General features: G+C 66.3%; 19 protein-coding genes. 5 read left to right on the top strand and 14 right to left on the bottom strand.

The genetic code is table 11. The annotated features are described in order from the left end of the window. Positions 1-84 precede the first annotated feature (84 nt). From rpoE to FAZ98_RS09365, 10 genes are all read right to left on the bottom strand, one after another. A complete protein-coding gene (gene rpoE, locus FAZ98_RS09320; RefSeq protein ID WP_158950893.1) occupies positions 85-684 on the bottom strand; it encodes an RNA polymerase sigma factor RpoE in 600 nt (199 codons plus the stop codon). Between the two features lie 105 nt (positions 685-789). Beyond that, complete coding sequence (locus tag FAZ98_RS09325; protein ID WP_158950894.1) at positions 790-1,158, bottom strand: protein YgfX; 369 nt, start codon at positions 1,156-1,158, stop codon at positions 790-792. A 137-nt stretch (positions 1,159-1,295) separates the two neighbouring features. Further along, complete coding sequence (gene fabF, locus FAZ98_RS09330; protein WP_158950895.1) at positions 1,296-2,537, bottom strand: beta-ketoacyl-ACP synthase II; 1,242 nt, start codon at positions 2,535-2,537, stop codon at positions 1,296-1,298. 207 nt (positions 2,538-2,744) lie between these two features. Beyond that, positions 2,745-2,984 (bottom strand): acyl carrier protein, encoded by a 240-nt coding sequence (gene acpP / locus FAZ98_RS09335; RefSeq protein WP_004197638.1) that lies wholly within the window; start codon positions 2,982-2,984, stop codon positions 2,745-2,747. A gap of 181 nt (positions 2,985-3,165) precedes the next feature. After that, entirely contained in the window at positions 3,166-3,915 is a 750-nt protein-coding gene (fabG, locus tag FAZ98_RS09340) for a 3-oxoacyl-ACP reductase FabG (protein ID WP_158951933.1), read from the bottom strand. 19 nt (positions 3,916-3,934) lie between these two features. Continuing rightward, the gene (gene fabD, locus FAZ98_RS09345) at positions 3,935-4,873 is read right to left on the bottom strand and encodes an ACP S-malonyltransferase (RefSeq protein WP_158950896.1); all 939 of its coding nucleotides are present in this window, start codon (positions 4,871-4,873) and stop codon (positions 3,935-3,937) included. A gap of 115 nt (positions 4,874-4,988) precedes the next feature. Further along, entirely contained in the window at positions 4,989-5,978 is a 990-nt protein-coding gene (locus FAZ98_RS09350; protein WP_158950897.1) for a beta-ketoacyl-ACP synthase III, read from the bottom strand. Further along, entirely contained in the window at positions 5,978-7,177 is a 1,200-nt protein-coding gene (gene plsX / locus FAZ98_RS09355; protein WP_158950899.1) for a phosphate acyltransferase PlsX, read from the bottom strand. Before plsX ends, FAZ98_RS09350 begins: the two co-directional genes overlap by 1 nt. Positions 7,178-7,315: 138 nt before the next feature. After that, on the bottom strand, positions 7,316-7,495 hold the full coding sequence (rpmF, locus tag FAZ98_RS09360) for a 50S ribosomal protein L32 (RefSeq protein WP_018441573.1): 180 nt from the start codon (positions 7,493-7,495) through the stop codon (positions 7,316-7,318). 134 nt (positions 7,496-7,629) lie between these two features. Continuing rightward, a complete protein-coding gene (locus FAZ98_RS09365) occupies positions 7,630-8,274 on the bottom strand; it encodes a DUF177 domain-containing protein (protein ID WP_158950901.1) in 645 nt (214 codons plus the stop codon). Positions 8,275-8,595: 321 nt separating this feature from the next. Here FAZ98_RS09365 and FAZ98_RS09370 point away from each other — a divergent pair, with 321 nt between their 5' ends. Further along, entirely contained in the window at positions 8,596-9,213 is a 618-nt protein-coding gene (locus tag FAZ98_RS09370) for a Maf-like protein (RefSeq protein WP_158950903.1), read from the top strand. Next, positions 9,210-9,935 (top strand): SAM-dependent methyltransferase, encoded by a 726-nt coding sequence (locus FAZ98_RS09375; RefSeq protein ID WP_158950905.1) that lies wholly within the window; start codon positions 9,210-9,212, stop codon positions 9,933-9,935. Before FAZ98_RS09370 ends, FAZ98_RS09375 begins: the two co-directional genes overlap by 4 nt. An 82-nt stretch (positions 9,936-10,017) precedes the next feature. Here FAZ98_RS09375 and FAZ98_RS09380 read toward each other — a convergent pair whose 3' ends face one another. The 4 genes from FAZ98_RS09380 to FAZ98_RS09395 are packed head-to-tail and all read right to left on the bottom strand — an operon-like array spanning position 10,018 to position 13,187. Beyond that, positions 10,018-11,028 (bottom strand): S49 family peptidase, encoded by a 1,011-nt coding sequence (locus FAZ98_RS09380; RefSeq protein ID WP_158950907.1) that lies wholly within the window; start codon positions 11,026-11,028, stop codon positions 10,018-10,020. A 27-nt stretch (positions 11,029-11,055) separates the two neighbouring features. After that, the gene (locus tag FAZ98_RS09385) at positions 11,056-11,445 is read right to left on the bottom strand and encodes a Rieske (2Fe-2S) protein (protein WP_158950909.1); all 390 of its coding nucleotides are present in this window, start codon (positions 11,443-11,445) and stop codon (positions 11,056-11,058) included. After that, positions 11,442-12,101, bottom strand: a complete 660-nt coding sequence (locus tag FAZ98_RS09390) for an HAD-IIIA family hydrolase (protein ID WP_158950911.1) — start codon at positions 12,099-12,101, stop codon at positions 11,442-11,444. The genes FAZ98_RS09385 and FAZ98_RS09390 overlap by 4 nt, the downstream gene beginning before the upstream one ends. Positions 12,102-12,152: 51 nt before the next feature. Continuing rightward, positions 12,153-13,187: an RluA family pseudouridine synthase gene (locus FAZ98_RS09395; RefSeq protein ID WP_158950913.1), complete on the bottom strand. Its 1,035-nt coding sequence runs from the start codon at positions 13,185-13,187 to the stop codon at positions 12,153-12,155. 841 nt (positions 13,188-14,028) lie between these two features. Between FAZ98_RS09395 and FAZ98_RS09400 the strand changes: the two genes are divergently transcribed. From FAZ98_RS09400 to mobA, 3 genes are all read left to right on the top strand, one after another. Further along, a complete protein-coding gene (locus FAZ98_RS09400) occupies positions 14,029-17,388 on the top strand; it encodes an Rne/Rng family ribonuclease (protein ID WP_158950914.1) in 3,360 nt (1,119 codons plus the stop codon). Between the two features lie 177 nt (positions 17,389-17,565). Continuing rightward, entirely contained in the window at positions 17,566-18,678 is a 1,113-nt protein-coding gene (gene moaA, locus FAZ98_RS09405) for a GTP 3',8-cyclase MoaA (RefSeq protein WP_158950916.1), read from the top strand. Between the two features lie 16 nt (positions 18,679-18,694). After that, positions 18,695-19,318, top strand: coding sequence for a molybdenum cofactor guanylyltransferase MobA (gene mobA, locus FAZ98_RS09410; protein WP_158950918.1), 624 nt, complete (start codon positions 18,695-18,697; stop codon positions 19,316-19,318). Positions 19,319-19,371: the final 53 nt, after the last annotated feature.

Consider the following 19,371-nt stretch of genomic DNA (forward strand, 5'->3'; position numbering starts at 1 on the left):
CCCCAATTCCCTGAAGACGCTTTCAGCGCCCCAAATAGTGACACCAACCAGGTGATCGCGTCGCCGCCCGGTGCAAACGCGGTATTACCAGCGCTTGCCTTCCGGTGTGTCCAGCAGCGGACGCAATTTTGCCGCAATGGCTTCCCGAGCGCGGAAAATTCTCGATCTGACGGTGCCGATCGGGCAACCCATCATTTCGGCAATTTCCTCGTAGCTCAAACCTTCGATTTCCCGAAGTGTGATGGCGGTGCGCAATTCTTCCGGCAACAGTGCCATCGCAGCATTGACCGTCTGCGCGATCTGCTTGCTCATCAACATCGACTCGGGCGTGTTGATATCCCTTAGTTGATCGGCGTCCGAAAAAGTTTCGGCTTCTTCAGCATCCGCTTCCGTCGAGGTGGGCGCGCGTCGCCCTTGGGTCGCAAGGTAGTTCTTCGCCGTATTCACGGCAATTCGGTACAACCACGTATAGAAAGCCGATTCCCCGCGGAACTGCGGCAATGCCCGGTAAGCCTTGATGAACGCGTCCTGGGCCACGTCCTCGACCTCGGCGGGGTCTCGCACGAGGCGCGAGATCAGCCGGATGATCTTGCGGTGGTATTTCGAGACCAGTAGCTCGAACGCGGCTTTATCGCCTTTTTGGACGCGCTCGACCAGAACCTGATCAATTTCTTTTTCGCTCACCTGAAATCCGTTAGCTCATAAGTAGACGCGGGGGCACCATTGTAGCGTCCCCGTCACCGTGCGATGTTAGAGCGTAACGGCGGTTACAGTCGTTACAGGGCGCAATCAGCGGCCGGCCGCGCTGCGGGCGCGTACGGCCAGCGTGCGAAAGGTGTCGGGCGAGACCGAGTCGGCGGCGATCAGCACGGTGGAACGGCGCGCGCCCGCTTCCACCACGAGCGCAAGCAGCCAGCCACCCCATTGCGACGCACCCACGAGTTGCCCCGCCGCGACGCAAACTTCGTCGCGCGACCACGCGGTGAGCGAATCCGCCCCAATTTCGAGAAAAGCCGGCTGCCGCCGATGCCAGCGCAGCGCGGCAAGCGCACCCGTGGCGAGACAAGCCAGCGCGGGCGGCAAGGCGCGCCAGACGCCCCACCACGGCGCGAGCGTCGTATACATCGCCAAAGCGGCGAGAAGAAGCGTTGCGCTCACGAGGCCATGCAGCGCGAGCGACGAGCGAAGGGAGAGACGCGGCGCGCCATGGCGCCGCGCAAAACCGGGATCACGACCGGCCGGCGCTCGCATGATGTGCGAAAGCGCCGGCGCGGCCGCCGTCTTCTTGACGGGGATCAAGCGTGGCGCTTGAAGACCAGCGTGCCGTTCGTGCCGCCGAACCCGAACGAGTTCTTCAGCGCGACGTCGATCTTCATGTCCCGCGCGGTGTTCGCGCAGTAGTCCAGGTCGCACTCGGGGTCCTGGTTGAAGATGTTGATCGTCGGCGGCGAGACCTGGTTGTGAACGGCCAGCACCGTGAACACCGACTCGAGGCCGCCCGCGCCACCCAGCAGGTGACCCGTCATCGACTTGGTCGAATTCACGACGATGTCCTTCGCGTGGTCGCCGAACGCGCGCTTGATCGCGACGGTTTCCGCGAGGTCGCCGAGCGGCGTGGACGTACCGTGCGCGCTGAGCCAGTTGACTTCGTTGGCGTTCACGCCGGCGTTCTTTATCGCAGCCAGCATGCAGCGACGAGCGCCGTCGCCGTTTTCGAGCGGTGCGGTCATGTGATAAGCGTCGCCGCTCATGCCGTAGCCGCCGATTTCGGCGTAGATCTTCGCGCCGCGCGCCTTCGCGTGCTCGTACTCTTCGAGCACCATCACGCCCGCGCCTTCGCCGAGCACGAAACCGTCACGGTCCTTGTCCCACGGGCGGCTCGCCGTGGCCGGGTCGTCGTTGCGTTGCGAGAGCGCACGCGCCGCCGCGAAGCCGCCGATACCGAGCGGCGAAACGGTCGATTCCGCGCCGCCCGCGATCATCACGTCGCAGTCGCCGTATTCGATCAGCCGCGACGCTTCGCCGATGCAGTGCAGACCGGTCGTGCACGCGGTGACCATCGACAGATTCGGGCCCTTGAGGCCAAATTTGATCGACAGGTGGCCCGAGATCATGTTGATGATCGAGGCCGGCACGAAGAACGGCGAAATCCGGCGCGGACCGCGATTGAGCAGTTCCGTTTGCGTGACTTCGATCATCGGCAGACCGCCGATGCCCGAACCGACGTTCACGCCGATGCGTTCCGCGTTCTCTTCGGTAACTTCGAGGCCGCTGTCCTTGATCGCCTGCATGCCCGCGGCGATGCCGTAATGGATGAAGGTATCCATATGGCGCGCTTCTTTGGCGGGAAGGTATTCCTCGATGTTGAAGCCCTTCACTTCGCCCGCAAAGCGCGTGGAGAAGTTCGTGGCGTCGAACTTCGTGATATTGGCGATGCCGGACTTCCCGGCGACCAGATTGGCCCAGCCGTCGGCAACATTATTGCCAACAGGCGAAATCAGCCCCAGGCCTGTAACGACAACTCGACGACGGCTCACGGTAACCCCTTTTCCATAGATGACAAAAACAAAAGCCACAGAGGCCACAGGAAATGCTCCTGTGAGCCCTGTGGCTAGTTGACCGGCAGATGCCCCGCAGCGAGTGCGGCGGGCGTATGCGGTTTCACTGGCGAGCGTCCTTCACGGACCGCGGCGCGACCAAAGGCACGCGCGGCCCGAGCGGGATAGAGTCGCGAAAGCCTGAACTCAGGCCTTGACGTTCGCGCGAGCGTAGTCGATCGCTTGCTGAACGGTCGTGATCTTCTCGGCTTCCTCGTCCGGGATTTCCATGCCGAATTCGTCTTCGAGGGCCATCACCAGTTCGACGGTGTCGAGCGAGTCGGCGCCCAGATCGTTCACGAACGAAGCTTCGTTCTTGATTTCAGCTTCGGCGACGCCCAGTTGCTCGGCGACGATCTTCTTGACGCGCTGTTCGATGTTGTCCATTACCCCTCCAAGGGAAAAAAGTTAGCTCATGAATGCGAGTGCGCGCATTTTATCAGGTTTGACCTGGCAGAAAAGCGGCGCTCAAAGTTCCGGAAAGGCCATCTGCGGCAGTACTGCTGACACGAAATTACCTGGCTCAAGTTAGCTGGTAGTTCGCGCCGCGGATAGTACCCCAAACCGGTTAAGACATATACATGCCGCCGTTCACGTGCAGCGTCGTGCCCGTGATGTAGGCCGCTTGCGGCGAAGCGAGAAACGCGACGGCGTGCGCGATGTCCTCCGGGCTGCCGAGGCGGCCCAGCGGAATCTGCTGCTTGAGCGCGGTTTGCTGCTCGGCCGGCAGGTCCTTCGTCATGTCGGTGTCGATGAAGCCCGGCGCCACGCAGTTCACCGTGATGCCGCGGCTGCCGATCTCACGCGCGAGCGCGCGCGTCATGCCCGCCACGCCCGCCTTCGCGGCCGCGTAGTTGGCCTGGCCGGGGTTGCCCGACGAACCGACCACCGAGGTGATGTTGATGATGCGGCCCGTGCGCGCCTTCATCATCGGGCGCAGCACGGCGCGCGAGAGGCGGAACACCGACTTCAGGTTCGTGTCGATGACCGAATCCCACTCGTCGTCCTTCATGCGCATCGCGAGGTTGTCCTGCGTGATGCCCGCGTTGTTCACGAGCACCGCGAGACCGCCGAATTCCTTGACCGTCGCGTCGATGAGCGCTTCCGCCGCCGCCGCGTCGTTCACATTGAGCACCGCGCCGCGGCCCTTCACGCCCGCTTCCTCGAACGCGGCGGTGATGGCCTGCGCGCCGGCTTCGCTCGTGGCGGTGCCGATCACGGTCGCGCCCTGACGCGCGAGTTCGAGCGCGATCGCGCGGCCGATGCCGCGCGAGGCGCCCGTGACGATGGCGGCTTGATTGTCGAGAGTCTTTTCCATCATTCGAATCCGTTGCGAGTTATGCCTTGACCAGCGCGAGCGCTTCTTCGAGCGACTTCGGATCGGCCACCGAAGCGCCGACCAGATTGCCGTCGATCCGCTTCGTGAGGCCCGCGAGCACCTTGCCCGGACCGCACTCGATCACGTGCGTCGCGCCTTGCGCGGCGATCGCCTTCACGCATTCGACCCAGCGCACCGGACCGGCGGCCTGACGCACGAGCGCGTCGCGGATCTTCGCGGGATCGGTTTCGAAGGCCACGTCGATGTTGTTCACGACCGGGATCTGCGGTGCGTTCAGCGTGACGCTCGCGAGATAGTCGCGCAGCTGGTCCGAAGCGGGCTTGAGCAGCGACGAGTGGAACGGCGCCGAGACCGGCAGCGGCAGCGCGCGCTTCGCGCCCTTCGCCTTGGCGACTTCGCAGGCCTTCTCGACCGCGCCCTTGTGGCCCGCGATCACGACCTGGGCCGGCGCATTGAAGTTGACGGCTTCGACCACGCCGCCGCTTTGTTCGGCGGCTTCGGTGCAGACGGCGCGCACGGTGTCGTCGTCGAGACCGAGGATCGCGGCCATGCCGCCCTCGCCCACCGGCACGGCATTCTGCATCGCCTGGGCACGGAAGCGCACCAGCGGCACGGCGTCGCGGAACGCCAGCACGCCGGCGGCGACGAGCGCCGTGTATTCGCCGAGGCTGTGGCCCGCGACGATCGCCGGCGCCGGGCCGCCTGCCTGCTGCCACGCGCGATAAACGGCGTAGGCGGCGCTCAGCATGACCGGCTGCGTGTTGGTGGTGAGATTGAGTTCTTCGGCGGGACCTTCGGCGATCAGCTTGCCGAGATCCTGGTTGAGTGCGTCGGACGCTTCCTGCAGCGTCTCGCGCACGATGGCGCTATCGCCGAACACGTCGAGCATGCCGACGGCCTGCGAGCCTTGTCCGGGAAAAACGAACGCGAATTTCATAACGTCCCCAAATTCGATCAAAACAGATGGGCGATGCGCTCGGGTGTACCGCTACGGACCGCACGCAAATTGCGTGCGGCCTCTGGGCGGGAGCGCGAAAGCCCGCTCGGGAAATTCAGAAGCGGATGACGGAGGCGCCCCAGGTGAAGCCGCCGCCCACGCCTTCGATCAGCACGTTCTGGCCGCGTTTGATGCGGCCGTCGCGCACGGCGACGTCGAACGCGAGCGGAATCGACGCCGCCGAGGTGTTGCCATGCTCGCCCACCGTCACGACCATGCGCTCCGCGGGCAGGCCGAGCTTGCGGCAGGTGCCCTGCATGATGCGGATGTTGGCCTGGTGCGGGATCAGCCAGTCGATCTGGTCGGCGCTCAGTTGCGCCTTGTCGAGCGCTTCGTGCGCGACCTTTTCGAGCACGTTCACGGCGAGCTTGAACACGGCCTGGCCGTCCATGTGCAGGAACGCGTTGCCGGCGATCACGCCGCCGTTCACGTTGCCCGGCGTGCACAGGATGTGCGCGTAGCTGCCGTCGGCGTGGAGCGCGCTCGAGAGCACGCCCGGCTCGTCCGACGCCTGCAGCACGATGGCGCCGGCGCCGTCACCGAACAACACGCAGGTGGTGCGGTCGTTGAAGTCGAGAATGCGCGAGAAGGTTTCCGCGCCCACCACGAGCGCCGTGCGATGCTGGCCGCTGCGAATCAGGCTGTCCGCCACCGAAACGGCGTAAGCGAAGCCCGAGCAGACGGCCTGCACGTCGAACGCCGCGCCGTGATTGCGGATGCCGAGCTTGTTCTGCAGCAGGCAGGCGGTGCTCGGAAACACGAAATCGGGCGTGGAGGTCGCGACGATGATGAGGTCGATGGCCTGCGGGTCGACGTCGGCGGCTGCGATGGCGCGCTGCGAGGCGGCCAGCGCGAGATCGCTGGTGGTGACGTCGGGCGCGGCGAAATAGCGCGCGTGGATGCCCGTGCGGGCGACGATCCATTCGTCGCTGGTTTCGACGCCCTTGGCGGCGAGGCGCTCGGCCAGTTCCTGATTGGTGACGCGCTCGGGCGGAAGATAGCTGCCCGTGCCGAGCACGCGGGAATATTGAGTCGATTGAGCCATTATGCCTTCGAGGATGATGCGGCGCCGGGCGGGACGATGGTTCCCGCGGGGCCGGACGAGTCGGCAGACTGGGTGGCGGGCGGCGTGACCTGCGGGGCGGGAACCGCGGCGTCTTGAGCGCCGCCGTGGGCGCCGTTGCCGGCGCTCTCGCCGGCCGCCGCGGCCGTTGCCTCGCCAGTTGCCCGTTCCAGCGAACCGGCATTCTCTTCCATGGCGTGCGCGAGGCGCTCCAGCACGCCATTTTTGACGGCATCATACCCGCGATTGATCGCACACTCAAACGCGTAGGCGTCGGCCGAGCCGTGGCTCTTGATCACGAGACTCTTCAGGCCGAGCAGCGCCGCGCCGTTGTACTGGCGATGATCGACGCGCTTCTTGAAGTGCATGAGCACGGGCAGCGCCGCGAGCGCCATGAGCCTGGTGAGCCACGAGCGGCCAAACTCTTCCTTGATCATGTCGTTGAGCATCTGCGCGAGGCCTTCCGACGTCTTGAGCGCGACATTCCCAACGAAACCGTCACAGACGATGACGTCGACGGTGCCCTTGAAAATGTCGTTGCCTTCCACGTTGCCGTAGAAGTTGAGCGTGCTCGCGCGCAGGAGTTCGCCCGCGCGCTTGATCGTCTCGTTGCCCTTGATGACTTCTTCGCCGATGTTCAGGAGGCCGATGGTCGGGCGCTCCTTGCCTTCGAGCGCGGCCACGAGCGCGTGTCCCATCTCCGCGAACTGCAGCAGATGCTGCGGCTCGCAGTCGACGTTCGCGCCAAGGTCGAGCATCGTGGTGTAGCCAACGGGATTGGGCATCGCGAACGCGATGGCCGGGCGCTCGATGCCGGGCAGCGTCTTGAGCACGTAGCGCGACACCGCCATCAGCGCGCCGGTGTTGCCGGCGGAGACGCAGGCCTGGGCCTCGCCTTCCTTCACGCGATTGAGCGCGACGCGCATCGACGAATCTTTCTTCTTGCGCAGGGCGACCTCGACCGGATCGTCCATGGCGACGACCTCGGTGGCGGGTACGACGGAGAGCGCAGGATGGTCCGACGCCTTCAGCTTCTTCAACTGGGCGCGAACCGCCGACTCGACACCGACGAGCATGAGATGCGCGTCGGGGTGCGAGCGGACGAAATGGACTGCGGCCGGGACCGTGACGGACGGGCCGTGGTCGCCTCCCATGCAATCTATCGTGAGCGTAACAGTCATGGAATGCGACGGTTTTCAGGCACAAAAAAGCGGCAGTCGAATGCCGCTTTTTTTGCGCCGAGCCGAAATATGGTCAAGCGAACGGAATCGCCATGCGCGGCACGTAACCCATGAGGTTCGCGCCGCACGCTGGAACGATTAGTCGTTCTTGGTCTTGACGACTTTCTTGCCGCGGTAGTAGCCGTTCGGGCTGATGTGGTGACGCAGATGCACTTCACCCGTGCTCGGCTCGACGGCCAGCGGCGCGCCCGTGAGGAAATCGTGCGAGCGGTGCATGCCGCGCTTCGACGGCGACTTCTTGTTTTGTTGAACTGCCATGATAACTCCTGAAAATTTTCCGGATTCTAACACAGCCCGATCCGGCCGCCGCCACCCAGGGGGATGGCCGGACTCCGGGCTCAGGCCCACGTATCGGTTACTGCCTGCCCTGCAGCCGCCTGATGCCGATGGCGTCAGTGCTTGCTGTCCGGGCCGTCCTTCTTGAGCGATTCGAGCGCCGCAAACGGGTTGACGCGCTCTTCCGACTCGATTTCCTGCTCAGGCACGTCGTCGACGGAATCCACGCCGTCCGCGCCATCGGCACCCGAGGCGAGACTTTCGTGAATTGCCGGACAAACTTCGTGCTTCGGCACCAGCGGCAGCGCGAGCAACAACTCCTCTTCGATCAAGTCGACGAGATCGAACTGGCGCGAGCCCACGATCACTTCGACTTCATCGTCGTCGAGCGGAAACTCATCCGCCTCTTCTTCCGTCTGGACGATACGGAAGACTGCATCCGCATTGAATGCCTGCTCGTAGGGAGCCAGGCAACGTTGACACGTGAGCCACGCGCCACCGTGAATCGCAAGCCGCAGATAAGGCTGAGGCCCTTCGGTGCCGTCGTCTTGCAATTCTTGCTGCTTGAAGCCCGCGGCTTGCCAGGTGAACGCGGTGTCGCGGTCTGGCGCGTCGGCCGGAACTTCATTTAACATGCGCGGCAGTTGCGAGAGGCGCACCACGCCTGCCGCTTCCCGCCCGCTGCGCGCGAATTCGAAGATGTCGAAATCACGCGGATTGAGCACGGACTTGTCCGCGCTTTTTTCAGGATGTTCGGTCATACGAGCGTCTCCTGCATCGGTTGCCTTAGTTGCCTTAGCGTGCTGCCTCAGCGTTCACTAACGTTCGCCGGCGCCGTCCCGTTGGACGTACAGCGTGAGCGTACCGATGAAAAGCCCAAAATCATAGCGCCTTTATCTTTGTGAGTCAAACACTTAAGCTCGCGTTTGCAAGTGCGTGTGCGAGCGGCGATTTCGGCCCCCATGAACGGCGTCGCGGTTAGAACCCGCCCCCGTTTTTCGGCACCGATATCGGCCCGCTGCGCCCAGAATCACCCGAACCGGCCGCCACGCGCGCCATCCCGCTTTTCATCACGAACCATCATGCCGGAATTTTCCCGCCCCGCCCTGATCCTTGCCTCGAGTTCGCGCTACCGCCGCGAGTTGCTCGAACGCCTGCGCATTCCGTTTTCGACCGCCGTGCCCGCCCTCGACGAAACGCCGCAGGCCGGCGAGACGCCCGAAGCGACCGCGCTGCGCCTCGCCGAAGCCAAGGCTCGCGCCGTGGCCGCGACGCTGCCCGCCAATGCCGGCCGCACGCTCGTGATCGGCTCCGACCAGGTTGCGACCTTCGACGGCCGCCAGATCGGCAAGCCCGGCACGCACGAGCGCGCGCTCGAGCAATTGCGGTCGATGCGCGGCCGCGAAGTGCTGTTCCATAGTGCACTGAGTCTGCTCGACACCGCGACCGGCCACGCGGATACCGTCGATGTCGTGACGACCGTGCGCTTTCGCGACCTGCCGGACGCCGCGCTCGACGCTTATCTGCGTGCCGAAACGCCTTATGACTGCGCGGGCAGCGCGAAATCGGAAGGGCTCGGCATCGTGCTGCTCGAAGCGATCGACTCCGACGACCCGACCGCGCTGATCGGCCTGCCGCTCATCGCGCTCACGCGCATGCTGCTCGCCGCCCGCTACCCGCTGCTGGAGACCCGCGCATGAGCCAGAAAGGCACGCTGTACCTGATCCCGAACACGCTGGGCGACGGCGACGACGCCGCGCTCGCCGCCGTGCTGCCCGCGCCCGTGCGCGAACGCGCGGGCACGCTCGCGAGTTATATCGGCGAAAACGCCAAGACCACGCGCGCGTTCCTGAAGCGCGTCGGGACCACGCGGCCGATCCAGGAAATCGAGATCCACGAGCTCAACGTCAACACGCCCGCGGGCGCCGTCGACAAGTTGCTCGCGCCGTTGCTCGCGGGCATCGACACGGGCCTCGTTTCCGAAGCGGGCGTGCCGGCCGTCGCCGATCCGGGCGCGCTGCTGGTGCGGCGCGCGCACGAACGCGGCATCCAGGTCGTGCCGCTGGTCGGGCCGAGTTCGATCCTGCTCGCGTTGATGGCCTCGGGCCTCAACGGCCAGAGCTTCGCGTTTCACGGCTATCTGCCCATGGACGCCAACGAGCGCGTGAAGAAGCTGCGCGAGCTGGAACAGGCGTCGCGCAAGGCGAAGCAGACGCAGATCTTTATCGAGACGCCGTATCGCAACAAGGCGATGCTCGACGCGCTGCTGACTAACTGCGCGCCTTCGACGCTCGTATGCGTGGCCGCCGATCTCACGCTGCCGACCGAAACCATCCTGAGCCGCGCCGTGTCCGACTGGAAGAAGAAAGGCGCGCCCGAGTTGCAGAAGCGTCCGGCGATTTTTCTGCTGCTCGCGCAGTGACTTGCCGGCACGCGCCCGCATAAAAAAACCGGCCATGACGGCCGGTTTTTTCGTTTTGCCACGCGAATTCAGCCGGAACGCTTCACCGCAGCGAGAACTTCCCGCCCTCGACCAGCGAATGCACGGCCGCCGAGCCGATGCTCGCGCCGAAGCGCTTCGCCACGCGTTCCGTGATGCCTTGCTTGACCGTGTAATCGACGATGTCGGGCGCCTTGATGACGTCGCGCGCCACGTAGTCGGTGTCGCCGAAACCGTCGGCGAGGCCCAGTTCCACGCTCTTCTGGCCGGTCCAGAACAGCCCCGAGAACAGATCCGGCGAGTCCTTCAGACGCTGGCCGCGGCCGGCCTTCACGGCGTCGATGAACTGCTGGTGGATCTGGTCGAGCATTTCCTGCGCATGCGCGTCCATCTTGGGCGTGTCCGGCGAGAACGGGTCGTAGAAGCCCTTGTTCTCGCCCGAAGTGCGCAGGCGCCGCTCGACGCCGAGCTTGTCCATCAGGCCGGTGAAGCCGAAGCTGTCCATCAGCACGCCGATCGAGCCGACGATGCTCGCCTTGTTCACGTAGATCTTGTCGGCGGCGGCCGCGACGTAGTAGCCGCCCGAAGCGCACATGTCGCCGACGACCACGTAAAGCGGGATCGCCGGATATTTCTTGCGCAGACGGCCGATTTCGTCGTTGATGATGCCGGCCTGCACCGGGCTGCCGCCGGGGCTGTCGATGTGCAGGATCACGCCCGCCGTGCCCTCGTCGTCGAAGGCGCTGTCGAGCGCGTTGACGATGTCGTCGGCGTTCGCGGGGGTATCGGCGGAAATCTCGCCGTCGAGCGAAACGAGCGCCGTGTGGCGGCCGCCGCCCTCGACGCGCGCGCCCGAGAAGTCGAACACGCCCCACGCGATGACGATGAGCACCGCGAGAAACGCGAAACGGAAGAAGATGCGCCAGCGCCGCGCGGCGCGCTGTTCCTTGATGGCGGCCAGCGCGATGCGTTCGAGCGCCTCGCGTTCCCAGCCAGGCGTGGCGGGCGCAGCGGCGCGGCGGTCTGACGAGGCCGCGCGCGGCTCGTTCGGATCAGGATTCTGAAGGTCGGACATGCGAGCGGAGAAAGGTCTGAGAAAAAATCAGGGCGATTTGGGACGCAAATCGTCGTCGGGCAGCCAGAATACCGCACGGCCCTCCGGCGTGTCCCGTTCCTCGACGCGCACGGGGCGCAAACGGCCGCCGCGGCACGGTCCGCCCACACACTTGCCGGTCTCCGGCTGGTAGATCGCGCCGTGCGTCGCGCACATCAGATAGAGCCCCGACGACTCGAAGAACTGGCCTTCGACCCAGTCGAGTTCCATGGGCACGTGCGCGCAGCGGTTCAGATAGCCGTAGGCCTCGCCCGCATAGCGCACGAAAAACACGACCGCGTCGCCGCCCGCGTAGGTGGCGTTCAGGCGCTGGCCCGCGCCGCCATCGACAAGTTCAGCGGCGGCGCAAACGCGCACGGGAGCGTGCGTCTCGCTCATGCGTGCTCCCGCAGCCAGCCGGCCAATGCGTCGACGTTCGGCGCGACGAAGCGCGGCTCGAGCTTTTCGAGCGCCGCCGAAGCGTGCGCGCCGTACGCCACGCCCACGCCCGCCACGCCCGCGTTGATCGCCATCTGCAGGTCGTGGGTCGTATCGCCGATCATGACCGTGCGGCCGAGATCCTGCCCCAGTTCCCGCGTGAGCTCCTGGAGCATGGCCGGATGCGGCTTCGAGAAGGTTTCGTCGGCACAGCGCGTCCCGTCGAACAGACTCGTGAGATGCGACTCGGCGAGCGCGCGGTTCAGCCCCACGCGGCTCTTGCCCGTGGCCACGGCCAGCAGATAGCCGGTGTCGCGCAGTTCCGCCAGCATCTCGCGCACGCCCGCGAACAGCTCGGTTTCCTGATCCTTCAGCAGATAGTGAATGCGATAGCGCTCGACGAGCCGCGGATAATCGGACGGATCGAGCGTGGGCGCGGCGATCTGCAAGGCCTCGCGCAAACCGAGGCCGATCACGTAGCTCGCAGCCTCGTCGCCGGGCACGGGCAGTCCCAGGTCGCGGCAGGCCGCCTGGATGCTGCGTGTGATATGGGCGGTCGAATCCATCAGGGTGCCGTCCCAGTCGAACACAATCAGGTCAAATTGCTCTCGGGCCATGCGCGGCTTCTCCAAACACGGTTGTTCTTGGTCTTGATGGTCTCGCGGCGCTCACGACACGCCATCCTCGCCGGACTCGTCGCCCCGAGCCGCCTCGCGCTGGGCCTTCAGCGCGTTGACGAACGCGCGGCAGTCGGCCGGCAGCGGCGCCTCGAACTGCAGCGTCTCGCCCGTGAGCGGATGCGCGAGCTTGAGCCGGTGCGCGTGCAGGAACATGCGCTTGATGCCAGGCTGCGCGCCGTTGCGGGCGAGCGCCTTGTTGAGGGCGAAGTCGCCGTATTTGGCGTCGCCGACGATGGGCAGCCCCAGATGCGCGAGATGCACGCGAATCTGGTGCGTGCGGCCCGTCTTGAGTTCGGCTTCGAGCAACGCGTAGTCCGGCCAGCGGTCGACGAGATTGAACACGGTGTGCGACGGCATGCCGTCTTCCTGCACGCGCACGCGCCGCTCGCCTTCCGGGGTCAGATACTTGTGCAACGGTTCCTTGACCGCGCGGCGGCGGCCCCAGTCGGCGGCCCAATCGCCGTGCACGCAGGCGAAATAGCGTTTATCGGTCTGGTTGTCGCGGATTTGCGCGTGCAGGCCCACGAGCGCCGAACGCTTCTTGGCGAGCATGAGCACGCCCGAGGTTTCACGATCGAGCCGGTGCACGAGTTCGAGAAAGCGCCCTTCCGGGCGCGCCTGGCGCAACTGCTCGATCACGCCGAACGCCACGCCGCTGCCGCCGTGCACGGCCACGCCGGCCGGTTTGTCGATGACGAGCAAGGCGTCGTCTTCGAACAACACCGGAAACTCGGCGGGCGGCACCGGCGCGGCGGCCGCCGTTTCGTTCGGCTGCGCGATGCGGATGGGCGGCACGCGCACGATGTCGCCGAGTTCGAGCCGGTATTGCGCGTCGATCCGACCCTTGTTCACACGCACTTCCCCGCTGCGCAGGATGCGGTAGATGTGGCTTTTCGGCACGCCCTTGCAGACGCGCACGAGGAAATTGTCGATGCGCTGACCGGCCGCGCCATCGTCGATTTCCACGAAAGAAACCTGGTCACTTGCGACCTGATTCTGGGATGTTTTGCCTAACCCTTTCATTCTGAATATAATTTGCCCAGCGCTGACGCGACGGTAGGCCAAACGGCCAAAAGTTCTGCGAACCGCCCGATACAGATGAAGGGCGGTGATCCTGGGCTTGAACCATGCGGCATGCGCAGGCGGCAAGCGATAAACCGTTATTTTACTTGCGCCCGGGGCTGGTTGCTCACCCTGTCTGAAAGAGAAGCAACGAGTTGCACGCACGGAATTCCGCATCGGCAGGGACGGCGCCCACAGGCACGTTCGGCTGGATCGGGTCCGACGGTAACGGAACATTGGTATAAAGAATCTATCCAGCGCGTCTGGCCGCGCGGTCGAAGTGACCGCCGCAGGAGGCGCTGGTGGCGAAAATACGGCGAGCGCCCGAAGCGTCCCGGCAACGTGCGGGACAAGGCGACGTCAAAAGTGGCGAGACACCCCGAGGGGGAAGACGGGCGTACCTGAGAGCTTCCCGTGCGCGGCCCTGATTCAAGCAGGCGGCCGTGACCAGATCCTGCCGGCAGCGCGCCGTTCGCGGCTGCGGCATGTTGTTGCTGTGGCCGCTTTGGCGCCCGGCAGCCGGATCGGAAGCGCAGGAACATCGTGCTGTCGCTATCCCGCGGCATGCCTCGTCGCTGCTTGAAGCCGTATTTCGCATGTGCCCACGCGGCCCGTCCATGGCAACGTCACGAACGTCAAACCGGACCGGGCGCACAAAAGGCAATTCTCCCCGCCATCGTTCCTGCTCCAGCGTGCTTGTGACAACACAACAAGGCGCGGCCTGCCGCTGCCTGCACGGTGCCGCGCGCCTGTCTGCGCGCACTGTGCGGCATGCGCGCGAAAGCCGCACTGGAGTCGTTCAATGAAACGAATGCTGTTCAACGCGACACAGCAGGAAGAACTGCGTGTCGCTATCGTCGATGGACAGAAGCTGATCGACATCGACATCGAAACCGCCGGGCGCGAACAGCGCAAAGGCAATATCTACAAGGGGATCGTCACCCGTATCGAGCCTTCGCTCGAAGCGTGTTTCGTCAACTACGGCGAAGACCGCCACGGCTTCCTGCCGTTCAAGGAAGTCGCCCGCCAGTACTTCCGTGACGGCGTCGACATGCGCGGCGCGCGCATTCAGGACGCCCTCAAGGAAGGCCAGGAACTCATCGTCCAGGTCGAAAAGGAAGAGCGCGGCAACAAGGGCGCGGCCCTGACCACGTTCATCTCGCTCGCCGGCCGCTACCTCGTCCTCATGCCGAACAACCCGCGCGGCGGCGGCGTGTCGCGCCGTATCGAGGGCGACGACCGTCAGGAACTGCGCGAAACCATGGCGCAGTTGCAACTGCCGGACGGCATGAGCATCATCGCGCGCACGGCCGGCATCGGCCGCTCCGCCGAAGAGCTCCAGTGGGACCTGAACTACCTGCTGCAACTGTGGCGCGCGATCGAAGCCGCGTCGCAGGCCGGCACGACCGGTCAGCCGATGCTGATCTACCTGGAATCGAGCCTCGTGATCCGCGCGATCCGCGACTACTTCCAGCCCGACATCGGCGAAATTCTCATCGACACCACGGAAATCTATGACCAGGCGCGCGCCTTCATGGATATCGTGATGCCGGACAATGTCAACAAGGTGAAGCGCTACCACGACGACGTGCCGTTGTTCTCGCGCTTCCAGATCGAGCACCAGATCGAGACGGCGTACTCGCGCACGGTGCCGCTGCCCTCGGGCGGCGCGATCGTGATCGACCACACCGAAGCGCTGGTCGCCATCGACGTGAACTCGGCGCGCGCCACCAAGGGCGCCGACATCGAGGAAACCGCCGCGCGCACCAACCTCGAAGCCGCCGACGAAGTCGCGCGCCAGTTGCGTCTGCGCGACCTGGGCGGCCTGATCGTGATCGACTTCATCGACATGGAGTCGGCCAAGAGCCAGCGTGAAGTCGAGCAACGCCTGAAGGACGCCCTGCGCCACGACCGCGCACGCGTGCAGATGGGCAAGATCTCGCGTTTCGGCCTGATGGAGCTGTCGCGCCAGCGTCTGCGCCCGGCCCTCTCGGAAGGCAGCCACGTCACCTGCCCGCGCTGTAACGGCACGGGTCATATCCGCGATACGGAATCGTCGGCGCTTCAGGTCCTGCGCATCATCCAGGAAGAAGCGATGAAGGAAAACACCGCGGCGATCCATTGCCAGGTGCCGGTCGAAGTGACCGCCTTCCTGCTGAACGAAAAGCGTTCGGAAATCAACAAGATCGAGTCGCGCTTCAAGGTCGGCGTCGTGCTGATTCCGAACAAGCATCTCGAAACGCCGCACTACAAGCTCGAGCGTCTGCGTCACGACGATACGCGTCTGGACGATCCGCGCGCCTCGTGGAAGATGGCCGAGGAAGCGGCTCGCGAACTCGAGTCGGAAACCGGCTACAGCAAGCGCAACGCCGAAGCCAAGCCCAAGCAGGAAGCGGCGGTCAAGGGCATCACGCCCGAGCGCCCGGCGCCTTCGGCTCCGGCCAAGCCCGTGCCGGCCGCGCCGATCCCGGCGCACGTGGTCGTCGCGCCCGCGAGCGGCGGTTTCTTCGGCTGGCTCAAGCGCCTCTTCGGCGGCGAACCGGCGGCGGCACCCGCACCGGCTCCGGCTCCGGCCGTCCAGCAGGACAAGGCAGCGCGTCCGAGCCGCGAAGCGCGTACCGAACGCGGCGACAAGACCGGCGGCGACCGCAACCGTAACCGCCGCACCGGCGGCCGCGACGCGGCTGGCCGTGGCGAAGGCGCCAGCGCGAGCAGCACCGGCGGCACGCGCACGGGTCAGGCAGGCCGTCGCGAGGAGCGCGAACCGCGCGAAGGTCGCGAGCCGCGTGAAATCCGCGAGCCGCGTGAAGCCCGCGAACAACGCGAGCCGCGCGAGGCACGCGAAGGCCGTGGCGCCCGTGAAGGCCGCGAGCCGCGCGAAGCCCGCGAACCGCGTGAGCCGCGCGAAGCGCGTGTCGAACGCGTCGAGCGTGGTCAGGATCGCAGCGACGTGACGGCGGAAGCCGGCGCACGCGGCGAGCGTCAGGAACGCGGCGAACGCCGTGAGCGTGGCGAGCGCAGCGAACAGCCGCGCCGCCGCCAGCCGCAGGCCGAGGCAGCCGAGGCGCAGGAAGCGCGTCTGGATGCCGCCGCGGAAGACCTCGAGGCTCCGCTGACGGACCTGCCGGAAGGCGCGGCAGGCACCGACGAAGACGGCGCACCGCGTGAAGGCGAAGAGCGTCGCCGCCGCCGTCGCGGCCGTCGTGGCGGTCGTCGCGAGCGTGAAATCGAAGGCGTGGCAGCAGGCGAAGGCGCACCGGAAGGCAGCGACGAAGCCGCCCCGGCGTACACCGCCGAGACGCATGCCTCCGAAACGCACGCAGTCGAAACGCACGCCCCCGAAGCGCCCGCAGCCGCACCGGCTGAAGCGCACGTCGCGCACGCGGCTCAGGAAACGCCTCAGGAAACGTCGGTGGTCGAAACCCGCGTGGAAACCGTCGTGGAAGCGGCTGTGGTGACGGCGCTCCCCGCCGCCGCCGTGGTGGCCGAAGCCGGTCAGACGCCGTCGACCGCAGTGACGACCACGCCGGTCGAAACCGTCGCGCCGGAAGCGGCTGAAGCCGCCGAAGTCACGACGACGCACGCGCCGGTCGAGCACGCCCCCGCCGAAGCCGCGCCGCTGGCTGTCGATACGACGCCGGCTGCCGAGCCGAAGGCGGAAGCGCCCGCTCCGGTCGCGCCGGTCGAGACCATCGCTCCGGTCGCGCCGGTGGAAACCGCCGCGCCGGTCGCATCGACGGAAACGGCCGAGCCCGCGCCCGTCGCCGCCGAGCTGCCGGTCGCTCGCGAAGATCGCGTCGAAGCCGCGCCAGTCGAAGCGGTCGAGCCGGTCCAGCCGATCGTTACGCCGGAGCCGGTCCAGCAGCCGGTCGAAGCGGTTCAGGCCGCACCGGCCGTGATCGCCGTGACCGAACCGGCCGCGCCGGTCGCACCGGTGGCGCAAACGGCACCGGCATCGGCGTCCGCCAAGGCCGACGATCTGCACGGCATGCTCGAATCGGCTGGCCTCGTGTGGGTCAACACCGACGCCGGCAAGCTGCAAGCCGCCCAGCAGGCGGCCGCGCAGGTCGCGAAGCCGGCCCGCGCGCCGCGCGAGCGCAAGCCGCTGCCGCCGGTCGACGCTGCGCCGATGCAACAGGTCGAAACGTCGCGCGAGGCGTAAAGCCCGACCGACCCGCGTCAAGCGCCGGGCCGCCACGCCCGGCGCCTTCGTACCGCAGTCGTACCCCGCAAAAGCCCGCCCTCACCGGCGGGCTTTTTTGATATATCAGCGTTCTCCCTTGTCCATGGCTCGACCGGGGTTCGGCTAAAATCGAATCATCGAGAGAAAGACGAGACCATGTCCCGACGCATCATTCCCGTTGCCGATGTCCGGTCGCTGCCGCCCAGGCCCGCAGCGGGAATCGCGCGCGCGCCGTCCGGCGAGGTCTCCGACGCGCTCGGGCGCCCGCTGCGCGACCTGCGCATTTCCGTCACGGACCGCTGCAATTTCCGCTGCGTCTACTGCATGCCGCGCGCGGTCTTCGACAAGGATTACTCGTTCCTGCCCCACGCCGACCTGCTCACGCTCGAGGAAATCGAGCGGCTGGCGCGGCTTTTCGTCGCACAGGGCGTCACCAAGATCCGGCTGACGGGCGGTGAGCCGCTGTTGCGCAAAAACATCGAATTCCTGATCGAGCGCCTCGCCGCGCTGCGCACCGTGGACGGCGCGCCGCTCGATCTCACGCTCACGACCAACGGCTCGATCCTCGCCCGCAAGGCGCGCGCGCTGCGCGACGCGGGTCTCTCGCGCGTGACGGTGAGCCTCGACGCGCTCGACGACACGCTGTTCCGTCGCATGAACGACGCCGACTTCGCGGTCGCCGACGTGCTGAACGGCATCGAAGCCGCGCAGGCCGTGGGGCTCGCGCCGCTCAAGGTCAACATGGTCGTCAAGCGCGGCACCAACGACAGCGAAATCGTGCCGATGGCGCGCCACTTCCGCGACTCGGGCGTAACGCTGCGCTTTATCGAATACATGGATGTCGGCACGTCGAACGGCTGGAACATGACGGAAGTGCTGCCTTCCGCCGAAGTCGTCGCGCGGCTCGCCGGGCATTGGCCGCTCGTGCCGCTCGAAGCGCACAACGCCGCCGAAACGGCGCAGCGCTGGGGCTATACCGACGGCGCGGGCGAGATCGGCGTGATCTCGAGCGTCACGCGCGCGTTTTGCGGCGACTGCACGCGCGCGCGGCTCTCGACGGAAGGCAAGCTCTACCTCTGCCTGTTCGCGTCGATGGGTTACGACCTGCGCGCGCTCTTGCGCAACGGCGCCACCGACCCGGCCATCGCGGGCGCCATCGCCCAGGTCTGGGAAGGCCGCGCCGACCGCTACTCGCAGTTGCGCGGCAGTGCCGCCGCGCCCGCGCTCGCCGAAGAGCGCCGTATCGAAATGTCGTACATCGGCGGCTGAGCGCCCCGATCGGCCGATGACCGCCCGCCCCTTCGCTTGCGCCGACATTACCGGCCTCGTCCTCGCGGGCGGGCGCGGCCAGCGCATGGGCGGCGTGGATAAAGGCCTGCAGCCCCTGCACGGCCAGCCGCTCGCGGCGCATGTGCTGGCGCGCCTCGCGCCGCAAACGGGCACGCTGCTGATCAGCGCCAATCGCAATTCCCAGACTTACGCGGCGCTCGGCGCACCGTGGCACGCGCGCGTGCTCGCCGACACGCTGCCCGACTTTCCCGGCCCGCTCGCCGGTCTGCTGGCAGGTCTGCGCGAAGCGCGCACGGACTGGCTGCTGAGCGCGCCCTGCGACTCGCCGTGGCTGCCCGCGGATCTCGCCGCGCGCTGCATGGAAACCGCGCTCGCGCGCGACGCCAGCATTGTCACGGCCAGCACCACGGACGCCGCGGGCGAGGTGTCGATGCATCCCGTTTTCGCGCTGATCCGCACGACGCTCGCCGACGATCTCGCCGCGTATCTCGAGGCCGGCGAGCGCAAGGTGCGTGCGTGGTACGCGCGCCACACGGCTGCCGTTGTGCCGTTTCACGACGAACGTGCGTTTTACAATATCAATTCCTTACAGGACCTGGCTGCCTTCGACCGCGCCTGACACGACCGCCAATAGAGACCCTGCGCGACCGGCCCGCCGCCCTTCGGCACCCG

It is taken from the genome of Paraburkholderia acidisoli (genome assembly GCF_009789675.1).
Classification (GTDB): Bacteria; Pseudomonadota; Gammaproteobacteria; order Burkholderiales; family Burkholderiaceae; genus Paraburkholderia; species Paraburkholderia acidisoli.